Source organism: Variovorax raffinosi (assembly GCF_051216615.1).
Classification (GTDB): domain Bacteria; phylum Pseudomonadota; class Gammaproteobacteria; order Burkholderiales; family Burkholderiaceae_C; genus Variovorax.
Genome location: NZ_JBPJZR010000011.1, coordinates 36,380 through 53,597 on the forward strand (window position 1 = coordinate 36,380; position 17,218 = coordinate 53,597).

The 17,218-nt window shown below is 67.0% G+C and carries 18 protein-coding genes; 7 read left to right on the top strand and 11 right to left on the bottom strand.

Features of this window, described 5'->3' with window-relative positions; genetic code table 11:
• Window positions 1-4: 4 nt before the first annotated feature.
• Window positions 5-592 carry a hypothetical protein gene (locus tag ACSFB7_RS27455; RefSeq protein WP_435475496.1) on the top strand — a complete coding sequence of 196 codons (588 nt, stop codon included), beginning with the start codon at window positions 5-7 and terminating at the stop codon, window positions 590-592.
• Here the strand turns inward: ACSFB7_RS27455 and ACSFB7_RS27460 are convergent.
• Window positions 589-1,542: a LysR family transcriptional regulator gene (locus ACSFB7_RS27460; protein ID WP_435475497.1), complete on the bottom strand. Its 954-nt coding sequence runs from the start codon at window positions 1,540-1,542 to the stop codon at window positions 589-591. The two genes, ACSFB7_RS27455 and ACSFB7_RS27460, sit on opposite strands and share 4 nt — an antisense overlap.
• A 338-nt stretch (window positions 1,543-1,880) precedes the next feature.
• Window positions 1,881-2,972, bottom strand: a complete 1,092-nt coding sequence (gene apbC / locus ACSFB7_RS27465) for an iron-sulfur cluster carrier protein ApbC (protein WP_435475498.1) — start codon at window positions 2,970-2,972, stop codon at window positions 1,881-1,883.
• A gap of 75 nt (window positions 2,973-3,047) precedes the next feature.
• On the opposite strand from apbC, the gene ACSFB7_RS27470 reads away from it, so the two are divergent.
• The gene (locus ACSFB7_RS27470; protein WP_435475499.1) at window positions 3,048-4,241 is read left to right on the top strand and encodes a patatin-like phospholipase family protein; all 1,194 of its coding nucleotides are present in this window, start codon (window positions 3,048-3,050) and stop codon (window positions 4,239-4,241) included.
• Between the two features lie 8 nt (window positions 4,242-4,249).
• On the opposite strand, the gene ACSFB7_RS27475 is transcribed toward ACSFB7_RS27470, so the two are convergent.
• Window positions 4,250-5,452, bottom strand: a complete 1,203-nt coding sequence (locus tag ACSFB7_RS27475) for a M20 aminoacylase family protein (protein ID WP_435475500.1) — start codon at window positions 5,450-5,452, stop codon at window positions 4,250-4,252.
• A gap of 114 nt (window positions 5,453-5,566) precedes the next feature.
• Between ACSFB7_RS27475 and ACSFB7_RS27480 the strand changes: the two genes are divergently transcribed.
• Window positions 5,567-6,157 (top strand): TMEM175 family protein, encoded by a 591-nt coding sequence (locus ACSFB7_RS27480; RefSeq protein ID WP_435475501.1) that lies wholly within the window; start codon window positions 5,567-5,569, stop codon window positions 6,155-6,157.
• A gap of 14 nt (window positions 6,158-6,171) precedes the next feature.
• Here ACSFB7_RS27480 and ACSFB7_RS27485 read toward each other — a convergent pair whose 3' ends face one another.
• The 6 genes from ACSFB7_RS27485 to ACSFB7_RS27510 form a co-directional block, all read right to left on the bottom strand.
• A complete protein-coding gene (locus ACSFB7_RS27485; RefSeq protein ID WP_435475502.1) occupies window positions 6,172-6,654 on the bottom strand; it encodes a hypothetical protein in 483 nt (160 codons plus the stop codon).
• A gap of 169 nt (window positions 6,655-6,823) precedes the next feature.
• A complete protein-coding gene (locus ACSFB7_RS27490) occupies window positions 6,824-7,510 on the bottom strand; it encodes a YceH family protein (protein ID WP_435475503.1) in 687 nt (228 codons plus the stop codon).
• A gap of 56 nt (window positions 7,511-7,566) precedes the next feature.
• Window positions 7,567-8,268, bottom strand: coding sequence for a phosphodiester glycosidase family protein (locus ACSFB7_RS27495; RefSeq protein WP_435475504.1), 702 nt, complete (start codon window positions 8,266-8,268; stop codon window positions 7,567-7,569).
• A gap of 34 nt (window positions 8,269-8,302) precedes the next feature.
• A complete protein-coding gene (locus ACSFB7_RS27500) occupies window positions 8,303-9,334 on the bottom strand; it encodes an isocitrate/isopropylmalate dehydrogenase family protein (protein ID WP_435475505.1) in 1,032 nt (343 codons plus the stop codon).
• 113 nt (window positions 9,335-9,447) lie between these two features.
• Window positions 9,448-9,801 (bottom strand): DUF4180 domain-containing protein, encoded by a 354-nt coding sequence (locus ACSFB7_RS27505; RefSeq protein ID WP_435475506.1) that lies wholly within the window; start codon window positions 9,799-9,801, stop codon window positions 9,448-9,450.
• The gene (locus ACSFB7_RS27510) at window positions 9,798-10,469 is read right to left on the bottom strand and encodes an LbetaH domain-containing protein (RefSeq protein ID WP_435475507.1); all 672 of its coding nucleotides are present in this window, start codon (window positions 10,467-10,469) and stop codon (window positions 9,798-9,800) included. The genes ACSFB7_RS27505 and ACSFB7_RS27510 overlap by 4 nt, the downstream gene beginning before the upstream one ends.
• Before the next feature lie 92 nt (window positions 10,470-10,561).
• On the opposite strand from ACSFB7_RS27510, the gene metG reads away from it, so the two are divergent.
• Window positions 10,562-12,658 (top strand): methionine--tRNA ligase, encoded by a 2,097-nt coding sequence (gene metG / locus ACSFB7_RS27515; protein WP_435475508.1) that lies wholly within the window; start codon window positions 10,562-10,564, stop codon window positions 12,656-12,658.
• A gap of 13 nt (window positions 12,659-12,671) precedes the next feature.
• A complete protein-coding gene (locus ACSFB7_RS27520; RefSeq protein ID WP_435475509.1) occupies window positions 12,672-12,887 on the top strand; it encodes a hypothetical protein in 216 nt (71 codons plus the stop codon).
• A 12-nt stretch (window positions 12,888-12,899) separates the two neighbouring features.
• Here ACSFB7_RS27520 and ACSFB7_RS27525 read toward each other — a convergent pair whose 3' ends face one another.
• Complete coding sequence (locus tag ACSFB7_RS27525) at window positions 12,900-14,612, bottom strand: enoyl-CoA hydratase-related protein (RefSeq protein WP_435475510.1); 1,713 nt, start codon at window positions 14,610-14,612, stop codon at window positions 12,900-12,902.
• A 146-nt stretch (window positions 14,613-14,758) separates the two neighbouring features.
• Here ACSFB7_RS27525 and ACSFB7_RS27530 point away from each other — a divergent pair, with 146 nt between their 5' ends.
• On the top strand, window positions 14,759-16,411 hold the full coding sequence (locus ACSFB7_RS27530) for a SulP family inorganic anion transporter (protein WP_435475511.1): 1,653 nt from the start codon (window positions 14,759-14,761) through the stop codon (window positions 16,409-16,411).
• Here ACSFB7_RS27530 and ACSFB7_RS27535 read toward each other — a convergent pair.
• Window positions 16,408-16,884 carry an outer membrane protein assembly factor BamE gene (locus ACSFB7_RS27535; RefSeq protein ID WP_435475694.1) on the bottom strand — a complete coding sequence of 159 codons (477 nt, stop codon included), beginning with the start codon at window positions 16,882-16,884 and terminating at the stop codon, window positions 16,408-16,410. The genes ACSFB7_RS27530 and ACSFB7_RS27535 overlap by 4 nt on opposite strands.
• Window positions 16,885-16,953: 69 nt before the next feature.
• Here ACSFB7_RS27535 and ACSFB7_RS27540 point away from each other — a divergent pair, with 69 nt between their 5' ends.
• Window positions 16,954-17,160 (top strand): DUF3460 family protein, encoded by a 207-nt coding sequence (locus tag ACSFB7_RS27540; RefSeq protein WP_435475512.1) that lies wholly within the window; start codon window positions 16,954-16,956, stop codon window positions 17,158-17,160.
• Window positions 17,161-17,218 lie beyond the last annotated feature (58 nt).

Genomic DNA, 17,218 nt, shown 5'->3' on the forward strand with positions numbered 1-17,218 from the left:
CCACGTGAAAGACCGAAGCCATTTCCTGCCCTCGCGCTGGCTGTGCCGTGCCGCTACCGGCGCCGTGATGCTGGCTGTGCTTGCGGGCTGCGCGGGCACCGCTCCGATGGCCGTTTCCACCGCGACGGCCCCAGCGGCAACCACCGCTACCGCCAACGAAGGCAGCTCGCCTCGCTTCACGGTGTCGGGCGCCGTCGCAAAGCGCGCCAGCTTCGACCTCGCGGCGCTCCAGGCCCTGCCTGCCATCACGCAGACGGTCGGCGCCAACAGCTACACCGGCGTAAGCCTCTGGACCTTGCTGAACGACGGCGCGGTCGGCCTCAAGCCGGACACCGGCGTGCGCAACCCCCTGCTCTCGATGTACGTGGTGCTGGTCGGCAGCGACGGCTACCGCGCGGTGGTCTCGCTCGCGGAGATCGCACCCGAATCCGGCAACCGCACGGCATTGGTCGCCTACAGCCTGAACGGCGCGCCACTGGGCCGCAACGGCATGGCCCGGCTGGTGATGGCCGGCGATGTGAAGCCGGGCCGGTCGGTGGCAAGGCTGGCTGCGATCGAAGTGTTCGCGGCGCAGCCATCGTCAAGCCGCTAACCGGGCGCGTCGTCCAGGTTGCCGCTGTGTTGCCGCACTTGGGCCTGCCACTCCGGCGTCTGCAGGAAGGCCAACGCGGCGTCGAGCGCACGTGAGGGCCGCACGCCGGCCTGCGTCATGAAGCCGATCGGTGTGCGGACTTCGGGCGCCACCAGCGGCAGCGCTTCGAGTTCGCGGTGGCTGCGCACGGCCGCGACCATGCCGCCGGGCAGCACGCTGCTGACGGTGCCCGCGCTCACGGCCAGCGCCAGTGTGAGCACGGAGTTGGTTTCGATGGCCGGCGCCACCGGCACGCCGGCTTCGCGCAAGGCCTGGTCGACGATGGCGCGGTTGTGCATGTCGGGCGTGAGCAGGCACAGCGGCAACTTGCCCGCATCGGCCCAGGAGATGGGTTTGCCGATGCGCAGTTGGTCGGCCGAGGCCTTCTTCGCACGGCGCAGCAGGAAGTAGTGCTCGATGCTCTGCGGCCATGCCGTGAGCTTGATGCCCGGCAGGTGCATGCGTTCGGTGTAGCCGAGAGCGAGGTCGATCGACAGGCTTTCGAGGCCAGTCTCCAGCTCATGTGAACTCATCGACAGCACGGCTGGCACAAGGCCCGGGTGTCGCTGATGCAGCATCGCGGCAAAGCGCGAGAGCATCGGAATGGCAGTCGGCACGGCCGCCATGCGCAGGCGCCCTTGCGGGTTGCCCTCTTCGCTGCGCAGTTCCTGCAGCAGCACCTCGTTGTCGCGCAGCATGCGTTGGCCCGCGGCGAGCACGCGCTCGCCTTCGTGCGTGAGCCCAACGTAGACGCGTGCGCGCTTGACGATGACCACGCCGAACTCGGTTTCGAGTGCGCGCAATGCGTTCGACAAGGCCGGCTGCGTGATGTGGCAGGCCTGCGCCGCGCGGCCGAAATGCTTGTGCTCGCTGAGTGCTACGAGATAGCGCATCGAGGCGAGCAGGTTCATTTTTGTGGCTCCGCTGCCTGTTGTTTTTGGCGCTGCTGTTCTTCAGGGCGAGTGCGAATGACACCGGGTGCTCCCCTCCGCGAATGTCCCCCGCTTCGCTCCTCCTTTATTTCGCTGCGGGGAGCACCCGGTGTCATTCGCACATGGGCACGCTGCTGGTGATCGCCGATCAACCAGTGCTCTGAGCGCTCACGTCGATACGGGGCTCTTTTTCGCGAAATAAAGGAGGAGCGAAGCGGGGGACATTCGCGAAAAAGAGCACCGTGTCGGCGTGAGCGACGCCCTGAATGACGCCCTTCACGCACAACACATCGAGTCGATGCGCAGGCTGCCATCCCCTACGTGTTCTTGCTGATCGAAATCGTCGGGAACTTGGACGAAAAGTCCTTGGCCTTCTCCGCAATGCCCACGGCCACGCGGCGAGCCACATCCTTGTAGAGACCAGCCACATCGCCATCCGGATCGGACACCACCGTGGGTGCGCCGCTGTCGGCCTGCAGACGAATCTTGATGTCCAGCGGCAACGCACCGAGGTATTCCATCTGGTATTCGGCCGCCATCTTCTTGCCGCCATCAGCGCCGAAGATGTGCTCGGCATGGCCGCAGTTCGAGCAGATGTGCACCGCCATGTTCTCGACGATGCCCAGGATCGGCACGCCGACCTTCTCGAACATCTTGATGCCCTTCTTGGCGTCGAGCAGCGCGATGTCCTGCGGCGTGGTGACGATCACCGCGCCCGTCATCGGCACGCGCTGGCTCAGCGTGAGCTGGATGTCGCCGGTGCCCGGCGGCATGTCGACGATCAGGTAGTCCAGGTCTTTCCAGTTGGTCTGGCGCAGCAACTGCTCCAGCGCCTGCGTGGCCATGGGGCCGCGCCAGATCATGGCCTGGTCCTGGTCGACCAGGAAACCGATCGACATCACCTGCACGCCATGGCGCTCCATCGGCTCCATGGTCTTGCCGTCGGCGCTGTCGGGACGGCCCTCGATGCCCATCATCATGGGCTGGCTCGGGCCGTAGATGTCGGCATCGAGCAGGCCCACGGTGGCGCCTTCGGCGGCCAGCGCGAGCGCCAGGTTGGCCGCCGTGGTGCTCTTGCCCACGCCGCCCTTGCCCGAGGCCACCGCGATGATGTTCTTGACGTTGGGCATCAGCTGCACGCCGCGCTGCACCGCATGGCTGATGACCTTGGTGACGATGTTGACCGACACGTTCTGCACGCCCGGCACCGCCTTGGCGGCCGCCACGAGTGCCTTGCGGATGGCCGCATGCTGGCTCTTGGCCGGGTAGCCGAGTTCGAGGTCGAACGAGACATCGCCCTCCGCTACCTGCAGGTTTTTGAGCGACCGGCTCGCCACGAATTCTTTGCCGGTGTTAGGGTCTGCGACGCTCTTGAGCGCGTCCATGAGCCCTTCTGAGGTGATTGCCATTGATCGAACTCCTGAATGCCGGGTAGTCTAGTGCGCTCTCCAAGCCCTCATCGAACCGCACCCCAATAACCAAAAATGACAGAGACAAGCCCCGTCACCGGCCTCCTGCTCACCGGAGGCGGCGCGCGGGCCGCCTACCAGGTCGGCGTGCTCGAAGCCATTGCCGAGATTCGGCGTGCCGCCGGTCCCGCGGCCGGCACCGGCAACCCCTTTCCTGTCATCACCGGCACCTCGGCCGGCGCCATCAATGCGGCGGCGCTGGCCTGCGGGGCGGACAACTTCGACCACGTGGTGGCGCACATCGCCGAGGTGTGGAGCCAGTTCCGGGCCGAGCAGGTCTACCGGGCCGATTTGCTGTCGGTGCTCGGCAGCGGCGCGCGCTGGCGCATGCTGCTCGGGCTCGGGCGCTTTGCCGCCAACTGGATGCGCATCAAGCCGAAGTCGCTGCTCGACAACGCGCCGCTGGCCGATCTGCTGCAGCGCATGGTGCCGCTGGACCGCCTGCCGCAGCTCATGCAGCAGGGCCATGTGAAGGCGCTGGCCGTGACGGCATCGAGCTACAGCTCGGGCGAGCACGTCACCTTCTTCGAGGCGGCCGTGCCGATGGAGCCCTGGGTGCGCTCGCAGCGGCTGTCGGTGCGCGACCGCATCACGCATGCCCACCTGCTGGCGTCTTCCGCCATTCCCTTCGTGTTTCCGGCGACAGCGCTGCCGATGCAAAGCCACACCGAGTACTTCGGCGACGGCTCGATGCGCCAATCAGCACCCATCGCGGCGGCCATCCACCTGGGCGCGGAGCGCATCCTGGTGATCGGCGCGGGCCGCATGCACGAGCCGCGCGAGACGCCCGCGCCCAACACGCACAGCGGCTATCCGACGATGGCGCAGATCGCGGGCCATGCGCTGTCGAGCATTTTTCTCGATGCACTGGCGGTCGACATCGAGCGGCTGCACCGCGTCAACCACACGCTGGGCCTCATTCCGGCGGAAGCGCGCGAGGCCAGCGGACTGCGCCCGCTCGACCTGCTGGTGATCTCGCCTTCGGAACGCCTGGACGTGATCGCTGCGCGCCATGTCGACGCCCTGCCCGGTGCGGTGCGGCATCTGCTGGGGGGGTCGAAGGTGGCGGCCGACGTGAAGGGCGGCGCGCTCGCCAGCTACCTGCTGTTCGAGTCGGGCTACACCTGCGAGCTGATGGCGCTCGGGCGTTCGGATGCGATGGCGCAGCGCGACGAGGTGCTGCGCTTCTTCGGATGGAACGCGGTGTGAGGTCGCCTTCAGCCCGCTGAAACGGCCTGCGCGTTCGCGCGCTTCGCACCAAGCCGCAGGCGCACGATTTCCGCGAAGTAACGCGCGCCCGTCGCAAGCACTGCGTCGTTGAAGTCGTAGCTGCCGTTGTGCAGCGGCGTGCCGCCGGGCTCGCCTTCGGCCCCGTTGCCCAAAAACACGAACGCGCCCGGCACGGCCTTCAGGAACACGCCGAAATCTTCGGAAGCCATCATCGGTGCCACGTCGGCATCGACGTTCTCCGCACCCACGATGGCCGTCGCGGCGGCCACTGCCGTCGGCACGCACTCGGCCCAGTTCACGGTGGGCGCGAACTCGTGCGTGTAGCTGAAGTCGCATTCGGCGCCGTGCATGCGGCAGATGCCTTCGCTGATCTCGCGCATGCGCGCGGCCAGCATCTTCTGCACCTCGGGGTCGTAACTGCGCGTGTCGCCCTTGATGACGACGTTCGACGGAATCGCATTGCGGATGCCGTCGGTGATGAACTCCGTGCAAGAAACCACCGCCTGCGCGCCGGGGTCGAGCGTGCGCGACACGATGGTCTGCAGCGCCAGCACGACCTGCGCGCCGATGACGATGGGGTCGATGCCCATGTGCGGCCGCGCGGCGTGCGTGCCCCGGCCCTTGATGTGGATGACGAAGTTGTCCTCGCTCGCCATCAGGCCGCCCACGCGGGTGGCGATCGTGCCGGCGCGCAGGCCGGGCATGTTGTGCAGGCCGTAGATTTCGTCGACCGGGAAGCGCTCGAACAGGCCGTCGTCGATCATGGCCCTGGCACCGCGGCCATGCTCTTCGGCGGGCTGGAAGATGAAGCGCACGGTGCCGTCGAAATCCTTGCGCTCACGCAGCAGTTGCGCGGCGCCAAGGATGATCGTCATGTGGCCGTCATGGCCGCAGGCGTGCATCTTGCCGGGCGTGCCCGAGGCGTAGGCGCGGTCCGCCGCCACCTCGGTGATGTTGAGCGCATCCATCTCGGCGCGCAGGCCGATCACGCCCTTGCCCTGCCCGACCTTCAGGTTCGCCACCAGCCCGGTACCGCCGATGCCCGTGTGCACTTCGAGCCCCAGCGCCTTCAGCACACCGATCACGAAGGCCGAGGTCTTCGCCTCCTCGAAGCCGGTCTCGGGCATGGCGTGCAGTTGTCGCCGCCAGCCGGTGAGCTGGTCACGCAAGGGTTCGTCAAGGTGTGTCATGACGCGATGCTATGGACAATGCAGCGGTACGGGCGCGCAAAATCAGCCTCTACAACGCAACGTTTTTGCGTGCGCCCGGGTGACGGTAACGGTAACGGCCAGAGGTCCAACGCGATGTACCCCAAGAACCGACTCGACGCACTGACCGATGGCATCTTCGCCGTGGGCATGACGATCCTCGTGCTGGACCTGCGCATTCCCGACGACACCGCCGTGGGCCCGGACGAGATGTCGCTGCTGCGCGCCCTGTGGGCGCTGAGTCCCAAGTTCCTGCCGTATCTGCTGAGCTTCTATGTGCTGGGCGCCAGTTGGCTGTCGCTCATCAAGGCCCGCTCGCGCGGCGAGATGGTGGGCGAGGCCTACGCCAAGTGGAGCCTTGTCTACCTGCTGCTCGTCACGCTGATCCCGTTCTCCACGGTGCTGATGGGGCGCTTCACGTCGCACATTGCAGCGACCGTGATCTACGCCGCCAACATCGGCGTCGTTGCGCTGACGGCGTTCCTGCTGATGTCGCTGCTGCCCGATCCCGTGCGCGACACGCACTGGCTGGACCGGCGCGTGTCGCTGCTGGTGCTGCTGGCTTCATGCCTGCTCACGATGGCCCTGAGCTTCGTGATTCCGGGGCGGGCGCTGTGGGCCTTTGCACTCAATCTCGGCGCGGGGCTGGTGGTGCGGGTGTACCGGCGCTTCGCACCTGCGGGCTGAACGCCTCCCAAGCCTTAACGGCCTTGGGCAGAAGAACTGGTGCCTGCCGGTATCAGCATCGAACGCAGCAACAACGCCATCCCGCAGACGATGGGTGCCAGCGCCAACAGCCGGCCGGGCTCGAAGGCCAGCCCCGCCACCGTGCCGACCGCGCAGCCGAGCTTGATCCAGGACGGCACCGCGTCCCACCCACGGCGGTGCATGACGGCGAACCCGGTCAGCGCGGCCCAGCCGAACAGTCCGCCGAAGACCGAGAAGACCCAGCTCAGCAGGTAGTACACCGTGTCCATGTCCCGGAACGCGAGCGCCGTGCCCAGCCCGAGCCACGTGTTGCGATAGCCGTCGAACAGGAAGAACCCTGTCGCCGACGCGGCCCACCAGAACAGCGCATAGAGGCTCGCGATGCCGGCCAATGCGGCCAGCCCTGCCAGCACACGCCGGGTGATGTCGTCGAAAGGCATGTGGTCGCGCCACGCTGCGATGTGTCCGTTGTCCATGGCCAGTGCTCCATTGGTGATGTCTGCAATGGGTTCGACCTTAGGGACGCCGTGTGCGGCCAGCGTGAAGCCTGTGTGAAGTGGCTCCGATGCCGTGCGGTTGGGGCTTCGAAGGGCGGTATCAGATCGACCAATCGCCCACCGGACAAATCGCCGTCCTCACCCCATTTCAGCCCGCTTCGGAAATCCCCAGCTCCGAACACACGCGCCCGACGAGCGCCTTCAGCGTTGCAAGCTCGGCTTCGAGCCGCGCCACGTTGGCCTTGAGTGCGGCCACCTCGCCGAGCGACGCATCGTGCGCTGCATAAGACCCATCACCCGATGCGCCAGCCGGCCCCGCGGCCTCTTCCGCCGGGGCGCCGCTGAGCAGGTGTGCCCAGCGGCTTTCGCGCGCGCCGGGCAGGCGGGCCAGCTTCACCACCAGCGCGCCGGCCGGCCGTTCCGCAAGCTCTTCGAGAAAGCCTTCGACCGAGGAGATGTCGGCGAAGTTGTGCATGCGGTCGCAAGCGATGCGCAGCTCGCCGGCCGTCTGCGGGCCGCGCAGCATCAGCACGGTGAGCAGGATGACCGACTGCGACGGGATGCGCAGCACGCGGTCGGTGTTGTGCTCATAACGAAACGCGCGGCCGCCGCTGGTCTCCGCGACAAGGCTGTAGCCCTTCAGGCTGTCGATGGCTGCCTGCACCTGCGACTCGGTGAGTTCGAGCACCGGGTTGCGGCTGGTCTTCTGGTTGCAACCCGACACCAGCGAGTTGAGCGTGAGCGGATAGCTGTCGGGCACGGTGCGCTGCTTTTCCGCCAGCACGCCGAGGACACGGGTTTCGAGAAGGGACAGGATGGGCAGCGGTGTGGACATGGCTCAACGACGATCGAAAGTGAAAACGCAAAAAGACAGGCGAGGGCTTGACGGGTTCAAGGCGACACCACGGCCAGTATCGGCCCCAGCTCGCGCACGAAATCGTTGCGGTGCAATGCGGGCGAATGCAGGGCCGAAACGGTGCCGTCGAGGTACAGGGCATCGCGGCAATGGAGCACATCGCGAAAGTAGAGCGCGAACTCGTGGAAATTCACCGGCGTCTCGCTGATGACGAAGACCGCCACATGGCCCGACACGCCCACGCCATTGCGGATCTTGCGCGAGTCCGAATGCGGGATGAGCGCCGGATGCAGCACGCCATTGCGCAGCAGCAGCGGCCCCGATTGCGTGGCCAGCCGCACGCCGTTGGCCAGCGCCGGGTATTCCGACGACTCGACAACGCGCGGCCCGGCGTCTGAAACCAGGAACACGCCGTTGGGCTTGAGGAAGAAGTTGCCGGCGCCGCTGTCCAGGTTGAGCGGCGCCTCTTCGCGGCCGTCGCGCACCAGCAGCCCGACCGGCGAAAAGTCCGCGTGGTACATGCCGGCGTTCATCGCAAAGCCGAGTTGCCGGTGTTGCGCCTTCAGCCAGGCATCGAGCCGGTCGAAGCGCTTGAACGTGACGCCGGCCTCGTCGTTCAGGAACAGCTCCAGCTTCTCGGTGCGAAGGTCGACCTTCACGACCGTGTAGCGCGCATCCGCCGCAGCGGACGAAAGGCTCGCGAAGAGAACGGCCAGCGCAAGCAGCAGCTTTTTCATGAAGCGTGTGCGAGCCCTGCGCCTCTTCTTCGTGTCAGCCGCCGTTGATGCGGCTGACCAGCGCCTTGGTGAAAGCCGCCGTGCCCGCCGTGCCGCCCAGGTCGCCGGTGCGGACCTTGTCGATGTTCAGCGTCTCGTCGATGGCCGTGCGCAGGCGCTTGGCCAGCTCGGGCAGCTTGACGTGGTCGAGCATGAGCGCGGCGGCCAACAGCAATGCAGTCGGGTTGGCGATGCCCTTGCCGGCGATGTCGGGCGCCGAGCCGTGCACGGCCTCGAAGATCGCGGCATCGGCGCCGATGTTGGCGCCCGGCGCCATGCCCAGGCCGCCGACAAGGCCCGCCACGAGGTCGGACAGGATGTCGCCGAACAGGTTGGTCGTGACCAGCATGTCGAACTGCCAGGGGTTGAGCACCAGCTTCATCGCGCAGGCGTCGATGATGACCGTGTCGAGCTCGAACTTGCCCTTGTACTTCTTCTCGTAGAGGTCCAGGCCGGTCTCCAGGAAGATGCCCGTGAGCGCCTTCATGATGTTGGCCTTGTGCACGATCGTGACCTTCTTGCGGCCCGTGGCCACGGCCGTCTCGAAGGCGTATTCGAGCAGGCGGCGGCTGCCCTGGCGGGTGTTGATGCCGGTGGCCATGGCCACGGCGTGCGGGTCGCCATCGATGGGCACGTAGTGCTCGTGGCCGATGTAGAGGCCTTCGAGGTTTTCGCGCACGACCACGAGGTCGATCTTGTCGAAGCGGCCGCCGGGAATGATGGTGAGCGCGGGGCGCAGGTTGGCGTACAGCTGGAACTCTTCGCGCAGCCGCACGTTCGACGAGCGGTAGCCGCCGCCCGATGGCGTCTCCAGCGGGCCCTTCAGGGCCAGGCGGGTGCGGCGGATGCTGTCCAGCGTGGCGGCGGGCAGCGGGTCGCCCGCGGCCACCACGCCGCCGAGGCCGGCGATCTGGCGGTCCCACACGAAGGGCGCCTTCAGCGCGTCGAGCGCGGCCAGGGTGGCGTCGACGATTTCGGGGCCGATGCCATCGCCAGGAATCAGGGTTGCGGGAATGGGGGTGGTCATGGAAATGCGCCCTTGTCGTCAGATGGAGGAGGTGTCGCGGCCGGTCCGGCGCGAAGGCTGGAGAATAACGCCGGCCTCTGACGCTCAACGGGCGCCGCGACCACGCCAAAGGGTCATTCCTGCGCCAGCCACGCCAGGGCTTCTTCGCGCGAAGAGAAGAAGCGGCAAAAACGCCCGCGCCGGGCTTCCTGCAGGTATTCGTCGAAGCGCTCGCCGTGGTCGGCATCGGGCGGCAGCACGACGGCGGTTTGAAGCCGATAGGTCTGCAGCTTCTCGAGAAACTCGCCCGCGAAGCGCGTGCGCAGCACGAAGAAGGCCGGGGGCAGGAGACCGGCATCGAGCAGCAGCCGGTCGGTGTCGTGTTCCATCGAGGCGCCCACGAGGTCCGTGGCCTCCCGTACATCCTGCAACGTCGAAGTCCATTCGACGACGGTGACGGGACCCAGTTGAAGCAGTGTGTGGGTCATGGTGTGGCGTTGCCGGCCCACGTCCCGCTGGCGTCTTGTTCCTGATCGAGCAGCGTCGCGCGGCCCACGACATGCCCCGGCACCAGCAGCGCACCGGGCGCGATGACCGCATTGGCGCCGATGCGCACGCCGTCGCCCATCAGCGCACCGAATTTCTCGCAGCCTGCAGGCTGCAACGTGCCGCCCTCGCCGCTTCGCACGCGGATGTTCTTGTCGGCCCGTTCGTTGCGGTGATTGCAGACGATGCTGCCGGCTTCGAGGTTGACGCCAGCGCCCAGCACCGAATCGCCCACGAAGTTGAAATGTGCGAGCGCCGTGCCCGCGAACACGAAGGACGACTTCAGCTCGACGCCCGGCCCGATGCTGCAGCGCGCATCGACCCAGTTGCCGCCGCGCAGGTAGGCGCCCGAGGCCACGAAACAGCCGGCACCGAGGATCAGCGGCCCCTTGAGCACCGCGCCGGGCTCGATGCGGGCGCTGCGGTGGATGGCGATGTCGCCTTCGATGGCGTATTCGTCGGCGGGCAGCGCCGCCAGCAATTCGCGCACGATCGCACCCGCCTGCGCCGGCAGTTCCCAGGGGAGGCAACCGCCCCAGCGCGCCAGCGGCGACGCTGCGAATCCGGCGATATAGGCATGGAGATCGATGGCGTGGGGCATTGAGGACATGGGGGCTGATGCTGCCACCAAACCCACGGACGAACGCCGCCACCTAAAATGCCCGGTTCTCCCGTCCGTCACTCCCGAAAGCGCCCTCCCCGATGTCCGCCCCGCGCAAGCTCTTCGTTACCACCGCCCTGCCGTATGCCAACGGCAAGTTCCATATCGGCCACATGATGGAATACATCCAGGCCGACATCTGGGTGCGGAACCAGCGAATGAATGGCGCCGACGTCAACTTCGTGTGCGCCGACGACGCGCACGGCGCGGCCATCACCATCGCAGCCGACAAGGCCGGCGTGACGCCGCAGGCCTTCGTGGCCGAGATCGCGGCGGGCCGCAAGCCCTACCTGGACGGCTACTACATCTCGTTCGACAACTGGCACTCGACCGACGCGCCGGAAAACCACCAGCTCGCGCAGGACATCTACCGCGACCTGCGTGCCAACGGCCTGATTTCCACCAAGAGCGTCGAGCAGTTCTACGACCCTGAAAAGGGCATGTTCCTGGCCGACCGCTTCATCAAGGGCGAGTGCCCCAACTGCCACTCGAAGGACCAGTACGGCGACAACTGCGAGGTGTGCGGCGCCGTGTACGCGCCCACCGAGCTGATCAACCCCTACTCGGCCCTGTCGGGCGCCAAGCCCGAGCTGCGCAGCTCGGAGCACTTCTTCTTCAAGCTGTCGGACCCGCGCTGCGAGGCCTACCTGAAGGAATGGACCGCCGCGCCGGGCCATGTGCAGTCCGAGGTGCAGAACAAGATCCGCGAATGGCTCTACAAGGACGATGAAGGCAAGGGCGGCCTGGGCGACTGGGACATCAGCCGCGACGCGCCCTACTTCGGCATCGAGATCCCCGATGCGCCCGGCAAGTACTTCTACGTGTGGCTCGATGCGCCCGTGGGCTACCTCGCGTCGCTCAAGAACCTGCTGGACAAGCGCTGCATCGAGCTGGGCGGCGACGGCATCTCGTACACCGAGTACATGGCCGACCCCGACCTGGAGCAGGTGCACTTCATCGGCAAGGACATCATCACCTTCCACACGCTGTTCTGGCCCGCGATGCTGCATTTCAGTGGCCGCAAGGCGCCCGATGCCGTCTATGTGCACGGCCACCTGACGGTGAGCGGCGAGAAGATGAGCAAGAGCCGCGGCACCGGCATCGACCCGCTCAAGTACCTGTCGATCGGGCTCGATCCTGAATGGCTGCGCTACTACATCGCGGCCAAGCTCAACGGCCGCAACGAGGACATCGACTTCAACCCCGAGGACTTCGTCGCGCGCGTCAACAGCGACCTCGTGGGCAAGTACATCAACATCGCCAGCCGCGCGGCGGGCTTCATCGGCAAGCGCTTCGGTGGCCAACTGGGCGCCGTGTCGGCCGATGGCGAAACGCTGCTGTCGGCGCTGCGTGCGGCCGCGCCGCAGGTGCAGTCGCTCTACGACAGCCGCGACTACGCCCGCGCACTGCGCGAGGTCATGGCGCTGGCCGACAAGGTGAACGAATACGTCGACCAGAACAAGCCCTGGGAACTGGCCAAGAAGGAAGGCGCCGAGGCGCGGCTGCACGACGTGTGCACCGTGTGCATCGAAGCCTTCCGCCTGCTCACGCTGTACCTGAAGCCGGTGCTGCCGGCGCTGGCTGTCAATGTCGAAGCCTTCCTGAGGATTTCGCCGCTGGTCTGGTCGGATGCCGCACAAGCGCTGCCGGCCGGCCACGCCATCGGCGACTACAAGCACCTGATGCAGCGCGCCGATGCGAAGGTAGTCGACAAGCTGTTCGATGCGCCCGAACCTGTGGCCGCCGCTGCCGTGGAAGCCACGGCGGATACGCTGCCGGGCGGCGAAGCCATCGCGCCCACCATCACCATCGACGACTTCGTGAAGATCGACCTGCGCATCGCGAAGATCGTGGCCTGCGAGAAGGTCGAAGGCTCGACCAAGCTGCTGCGCCTGACGCTCGACGCCGGTGAAGGCAAGACCCGCAACGTGTTCAGCGGCATCGCCTCGGCCTACCAGCCCGAACAACTCGTGGGCAAGCTCACGGTGCTGGTCGCGAACCTTGCGCCGCGCAAGATGAAGTTCGGCATCAGCGAAGGCATGGTGCTGGCCGCGAGCCACGGCGACGAAAAGACCAACCCGGGCATTCACGTGCTTGAACCGTGGCCGGGTGCAACACCGGGCATGCGGGTTCGCTGAGCGTCGTCACACGATGCAACGCCGCTCCTCGCCCCTGCTGTTGGTCGCGATCCTGTCGCTTGCCGTGGCAACGCTCGGCGGCTGTGCGGTGGTGAGTGTGGCGGGCACCGCCGTGAGCGTGGGCGCCAGTGCCGCCGGGCTCGCGGCCGATGCGGCCATCGGCACCGTGCGCATCACCGGCAAGGCCGTGGGTGCGGCAGCCGATGCGGTGATTCCCGACGGCCAGTAAGCCCGCAGAGGCTCAGTCCGCCAGACCCAGCCGGGCGACGTGCGGCGGCGTGTGCAGCGCCTTTTCCTTGCGCACGAATGCGGACCGCAACGCCCGATGCGGCTCGCTCGCGTCGAAGAAATTGCGGCGCATGTGCGCCAGTTCTTCATCGCGGTACTGCTGCAGCGGCTTCACCGATTCGTCCTGCGCGCGTGTCTTTTTCTTTCTCTCGATACGTGCGGCCAGGTCGGGCGAGGCGGCCAGTTGCGCGGCCAGCCGGGCAACTTCATCGCCCAGCTCTTCCGGTGCGGCCTGTAACACGCGCTCGGCCATGCCGAGTTCGACGGCGCGCTTCGCACTCACGGGCAGCGCAGATTGCGTGAGGCGCTGCGCCTCGCTTTCGCCCACGCGGCGCGGCAGCGTGTAGGTCCAGTATTCGGAGCCGTGCAGGCCCATCAGCGTGTAGTGCGGGTTGAGCACAGCGCCGTCGCGGCACCAGACCTCGTCGGCCGCCAGCGCGAGCATCACGCCGCCCGCCGCGGCATTGCCGCCGAGCGCGGCCACGGTGAGCCGGTCTGTGGTGGTGAGCACCGCTTCGACCAGATCGTTCATGGCGTGGATGTTGGCCCACGATTCCTCGGCCGGATCGTCGGCCGCCTCGATCACGTTGAGGTGGATGCCGTTGGAAAAGAAATCTCGCACACCGCCCAGCACCAGCACCGAGGTCGGCCGCGTCTTCGCGAAACGGTAGGCCTCCAGCAGGCGCCGGCATTGCACGGTGCTCATCGCGCCGCCGGGGAAAGAAAAGTTCAGCACGCCGACCGCGCCGTGTTCGCTGTAGCGGATGTCGGTCCAGGTACGCCGGCCGGCGGGCAACTGCAGGGGCACCGGCACCTCGGGCACCTCGAAAGGCAGCAGATCGCCGAGCGCCTCGACGGCCGACAGCTTGTAGCTCGGGAGCGCCGAGCCGGGTTCGCGCCAGGGGCGCAACTGCGAAATCCACACCGCGCCATCGACGGTGGCACGACAGATGGCGCCGGCGCGGCAGGCGATCAGTTCACCGGGCACGCCGCGCAATTCGTCCTCGGGGTGGCCGCCGTGCAGGTACCACTTCTCGCCCAGCAGTTCGTCGAGCACGCCGGGTTGTGAATCGGCAGCGCGCAACTGGCGCAGCACCGATTCGGTCGATTGCGTGGCCCAGTCGATGCGGCGCTGCGCCTGCTTCAGGAAGGGGCGCCAGCCGGCGGCAAGGTCGGCCGCCTTCTGCCGCTTGGGCTTGTAGTTGCCGGAAGCGAAACGCTCGACGGCCAGCAGCACGGCGTCGATGGCGGCATCGGCCACTTCGCCGCGATAGAGGTCGCTCTTGCCCGCCAGCGGCGGCACCTTCAGCGGCGACCAGGCCCAGACATCGCCCGCGTCCATTTCGGCGACGGCTTCGAGCACGGTCACGCCCCAGCTTTCCACGCCGCCCTGCAGCGTCCAGTCGAGCGACGACGGGCCCCGGTCGCCCGGCGGGCCGGGATGCACGATCAGGCAGGTGTGGGCGGTCCAGATGTCCTCGGGGATCGCGGTGGTCAGCATCGGCGCCACGATGAGTTGCGGCGAATGCCGGCGCACCGCTTCGCGCAGGGCATCGTCGTTGCCCAGGGCCAGTTCCACCCCGACGATGTGGCCGCGATCCTGAAGTTCGGCCAGCACCCGTTGCGTCAGGCTGTTGAACGCGCTTGCGACAAGCAGGATGTGCATCGGGACGCCCTTGGTAATGCTGGTGTCTAAATGTCAATTAGTGTGAAAAATGTATCTGCATCCACCCTTTCGGATAAGTCGGGCGAAAGTTCACATGAAGGTTTGCTGAGAGGGCCGTTCGGGCGCGCAGGCCACAATGGCCGCCCATGCAATCGCCGCTGAACATCACCCGCTTTCGCCCACGACTGATGGACGCGCTCGCGGGTTACAACCGCGAACGCTTTTTCAAGGACCTGGGTGCGGGGGCCACGGTGGGCATCGTGGCGCTGCCGCTGGCGATGGCCTTTGCCATCGCGTCGGGGCTCAAGCCCGAGGCGGGCATCTGGACGGCGATCATCGCGGGCTTTCTGATCTCGCTGCTGGGCGGCTCGGCGGTGCAGATCGGCGGGCCGGCCGGCGCCTTCATCGTGATCGTCTACGGCATCGTCGAGCGCTATGGCCTGGCGAACCTGCTGATCTCGACCGCCTGCGCGGGTGTGCTGCTGTTCGCGGCGGGACTGTTCGGCATGGGGCGGCTGGTGCGCTTCGTGCCGCTGTCGATCGTGGTGGGCTTCACCAACGGCATCGCGGTGCTGATCCTGCTGTCGCAACTCAAGGACCTGCTGGGGCTGTCGGTGGCGAAGATGCCGGCGGACGTGTTCTCGCAGTTGCATGCGATGGCGCTGCAGATCGGCACCTTCAATCCGTATGCCTTCGCGCTCGGCGTGGCCTGCGTGGCCGGGTTGATGCTGTGGCGGCGGCTGCCTCGCATGGAAGTCCCGTTTTTGCAGGCACGCGCGGTGCAGATGGGCATGCGCCTGCCGGGGCCGATCGTCGCGCTGGTCACGCTCACGCTGGTGTCCTACGGCTTCGCGCTGCCGGTGGAAACCATCGGCACGCGCTTCGGCGGCATTCCCGAAGGCGCGCCGGCCTTTGCGCTGCCCGATTTTTCGTGGGAGACGGTCAAGCAGCTCGTGACGCCCACGCTGACCATCGCGCTGCTCGGCGCCATCGAGTCGCTGCTGTGCGCGCGCGTGGCGGACCAGATCAGCGGCCAGCCGCGCCACGACCCGAACCAGGAGCTGATGGCACAGGGCATCGCGAACATCGTCACGCCCTTCTTCGGCGGCATGCCGGCCACCGGCACCATCGCGCGCACGGTGACCAACATCCGCTCGGGCGGCAACTCGCCGATCGCGGGGATCGTGCATGCGCTCACGCTGCTGGTCGTGGTGCTGCTGGCAGCGCCGCTCGCGCGCCATGTGCCGCTGGCGGTACTGGCCGGCATCCTGGTGTTCGTGGGGCTGAACATGGGCGAGTGGCGCGAGCTCACGCCGGGCCAGTTGCGCCACTTCAGCCGGCACTACCGGCTGCTGATGCTGGGCACTTTCTTCCTGACTGTCGTGTTCGACCTGACGGTGGCGGTGCAGGCGGGCATCGTGCTGGCATGCGCGCTGTTCATCCGGCGCATGAGCGGCCTCTTCAGCGTCGAACTGGTGACGCTGCAGCCGCCGGTGCTCACCTACCGCATCTACGGCGCGCTGTTCTTCGGGGCGGCCGCCAAGCTCGACGAGGCGGTGAACGCGGCCGAGCGCGCGCCTCGCGGCATGACGGTGGTGCTGGACGCCACGCACCTCATCTACCTGGACGCCACCGGCATCGATGCGCTGCGGCAGTTGCACCGGGCGGTGCTGGCGCGCGACGGGCTGCTGCGCGTCGAGTCGCTGCAACCGCAGCCGCGCGAGGTGATCGAGCGCTCAGGCTTTGCGGCGGAGCTGGTGGCCAGCCGGCCAGGGGCTCCGCCGGCGGAAGAAAGCTAGGGCGCTTCGGTGCCGCGATCGGGCGAAGAGCCACTGCGCAGCACGCGCTGGTCGTCGTCCAGCGTGGCGGTGAACACCATCGGCGAATTCGGCGGCTGCACCCAGCGCCATTCCCATTCGGTCTCGCGCTTGAGCGCATAGGGCGTGGCCTTCGCGGGCTTGCCGAGCAGCTTGCGCAGGTCTTCCATCGGCATGCCGGGCTGCACCTTGGCGAAGTTCTCAGGCGTGAGCACCTGGCGCAGCGCGCTCATCTTGCCGTCGGCGCCGATGGTGATCATGTAGTTCTTCTGGCCCTGGGGCTGGCGGTTGTACTCGAACACGCGACCCCTGTTCGGGGCGTCCCAGACGTTCTCGGGTTCGCCGAACCGGGCGCGCACATCGGCCTCGGTCGACACGCCTTCTTCAAGCTCGCTGATGTTCTTGCGGTCGCAGCCCGCCAGGCCGATCACCGCCGCCAAAAGCCCCGTTGCCATGCCGATCTGCCACAGTTGCCGTTGCCTCATGCCGTCCCCGGTAAAATTCGCGCCATAAAGGTCCAGTCTATGTCCATCTTCAACCGCCCCCACTACTCTTCCGAGATCACCAATTTCATCGAGGAGATGAAAGAAAAGAAGCCGACGCTGGAAGCCGAACAGCGCGCCGGCCGCGCCCTGCTGTGGGACAAGCACCTCGACCGCGGCCTGCTCGAGGAATACAGCGAAGCCCGCGTGCCGCAGCAGCCGTACGTCTACCAGACCCAAGCCAAGTAATCCGGCAATGCCGAATCGGCATCTGACGCTCGTCCGCATTGCGTACGTCGCTATTTAA

Excerpts from the sequence above, each read along its gene's own strand:
- ACSFB7_RS27460 (WP_435475497.1), bottom strand. The coding sequence starts at position 1,542 with ATGAACCTGCTCGCCTCGATGCGCTATCTCGTAGCACTCAGCGAGCAC.
- apbC (WP_435475498.1), bottom strand. The coding sequence starts at position 2,972 with ATGGCAATCACCTCAGAAGGGCTCATGGACGCGCTCAAGAGCGTCGCA.
- ACSFB7_RS27470 (WP_435475499.1), top strand. The coding sequence starts at position 3,048 with ATGACAGAGACAAGCCCCGTCACCGGCCTCCTGCTCACCGGAGGCGGC.
- ACSFB7_RS27475 (WP_435475500.1), bottom strand. The coding sequence starts at position 5,452 with ATGACACACCTTGACGAACCCTTGCGTGACCAGCTCACCGGCTGGCGG.
- ACSFB7_RS27480 (WP_435475501.1), top strand. The coding sequence starts at position 5,567 with ATGTACCCCAAGAACCGACTCGACGCACTGACCGATGGCATCTTCGCC.
- ACSFB7_RS27485 (WP_435475502.1), bottom strand. The coding sequence starts at position 6,654 with ATGGACAACGGACACATCGCAGCGTGGCGCGACCACATGCCTTTCGAC.
- ACSFB7_RS27490 (WP_435475503.1), bottom strand. The coding sequence starts at position 7,510 with ATGTCCACACCGCTGCCCATCCTGTCCCTTCTCGAAACCCGTGTCCTC.
- ACSFB7_RS27495 (WP_435475504.1), bottom strand. The coding sequence starts at position 8,268 with ATGAAAAAGCTGCTGCTTGCGCTGGCCGTTCTCTTCGCGAGCCTTTCG.
- ACSFB7_RS27500 (WP_435475505.1), bottom strand. The coding sequence starts at position 9,334 with ATGACCACCCCCATTCCCGCAACCCTGATTCCTGGCGATGGCATCGGC.
- ACSFB7_RS27505 (WP_435475506.1), bottom strand. The coding sequence starts at position 9,801 with ATGACCCACACACTGCTTCAACTGGGTCCCGTCACCGTCGTCGAATGG.
- ACSFB7_RS27510 (WP_435475507.1), bottom strand. The coding sequence starts at position 10,469 with ATGTCCTCAATGCCCCACGCCATCGATCTCCATGCCTATATCGCCGGA.
- metG (WP_435475508.1), top strand. The coding sequence starts at position 10,562 with ATGTCCGCCCCGCGCAAGCTCTTCGTTACCACCGCCCTGCCGTATGCC.
- ACSFB7_RS27520 (WP_435475509.1), top strand. The coding sequence starts at position 12,672 with ATGCAACGCCGCTCCTCGCCCCTGCTGTTGGTCGCGATCCTGTCGCTT.
- ACSFB7_RS27525 (WP_435475510.1), bottom strand. The coding sequence starts at position 14,612 with ATGCACATCCTGCTTGTCGCAAGCGCGTTCAACAGCCTGACGCAACGG.
- ACSFB7_RS27530 (WP_435475511.1), top strand. The coding sequence starts at position 14,759 with ATGCAATCGCCGCTGAACATCACCCGCTTTCGCCCACGACTGATGGAC.
- ACSFB7_RS27535 (WP_435475694.1), bottom strand. The coding sequence starts at position 16,884 with ATGGCAACGGGGCTTTTGGCGGCGGTGATCGGCCTGGCGGGCTGCGAC.
- ACSFB7_RS27540 (WP_435475512.1), top strand. The coding sequence starts at position 16,954 with ATGTCCATCTTCAACCGCCCCCACTACTCTTCCGAGATCACCAATTTC.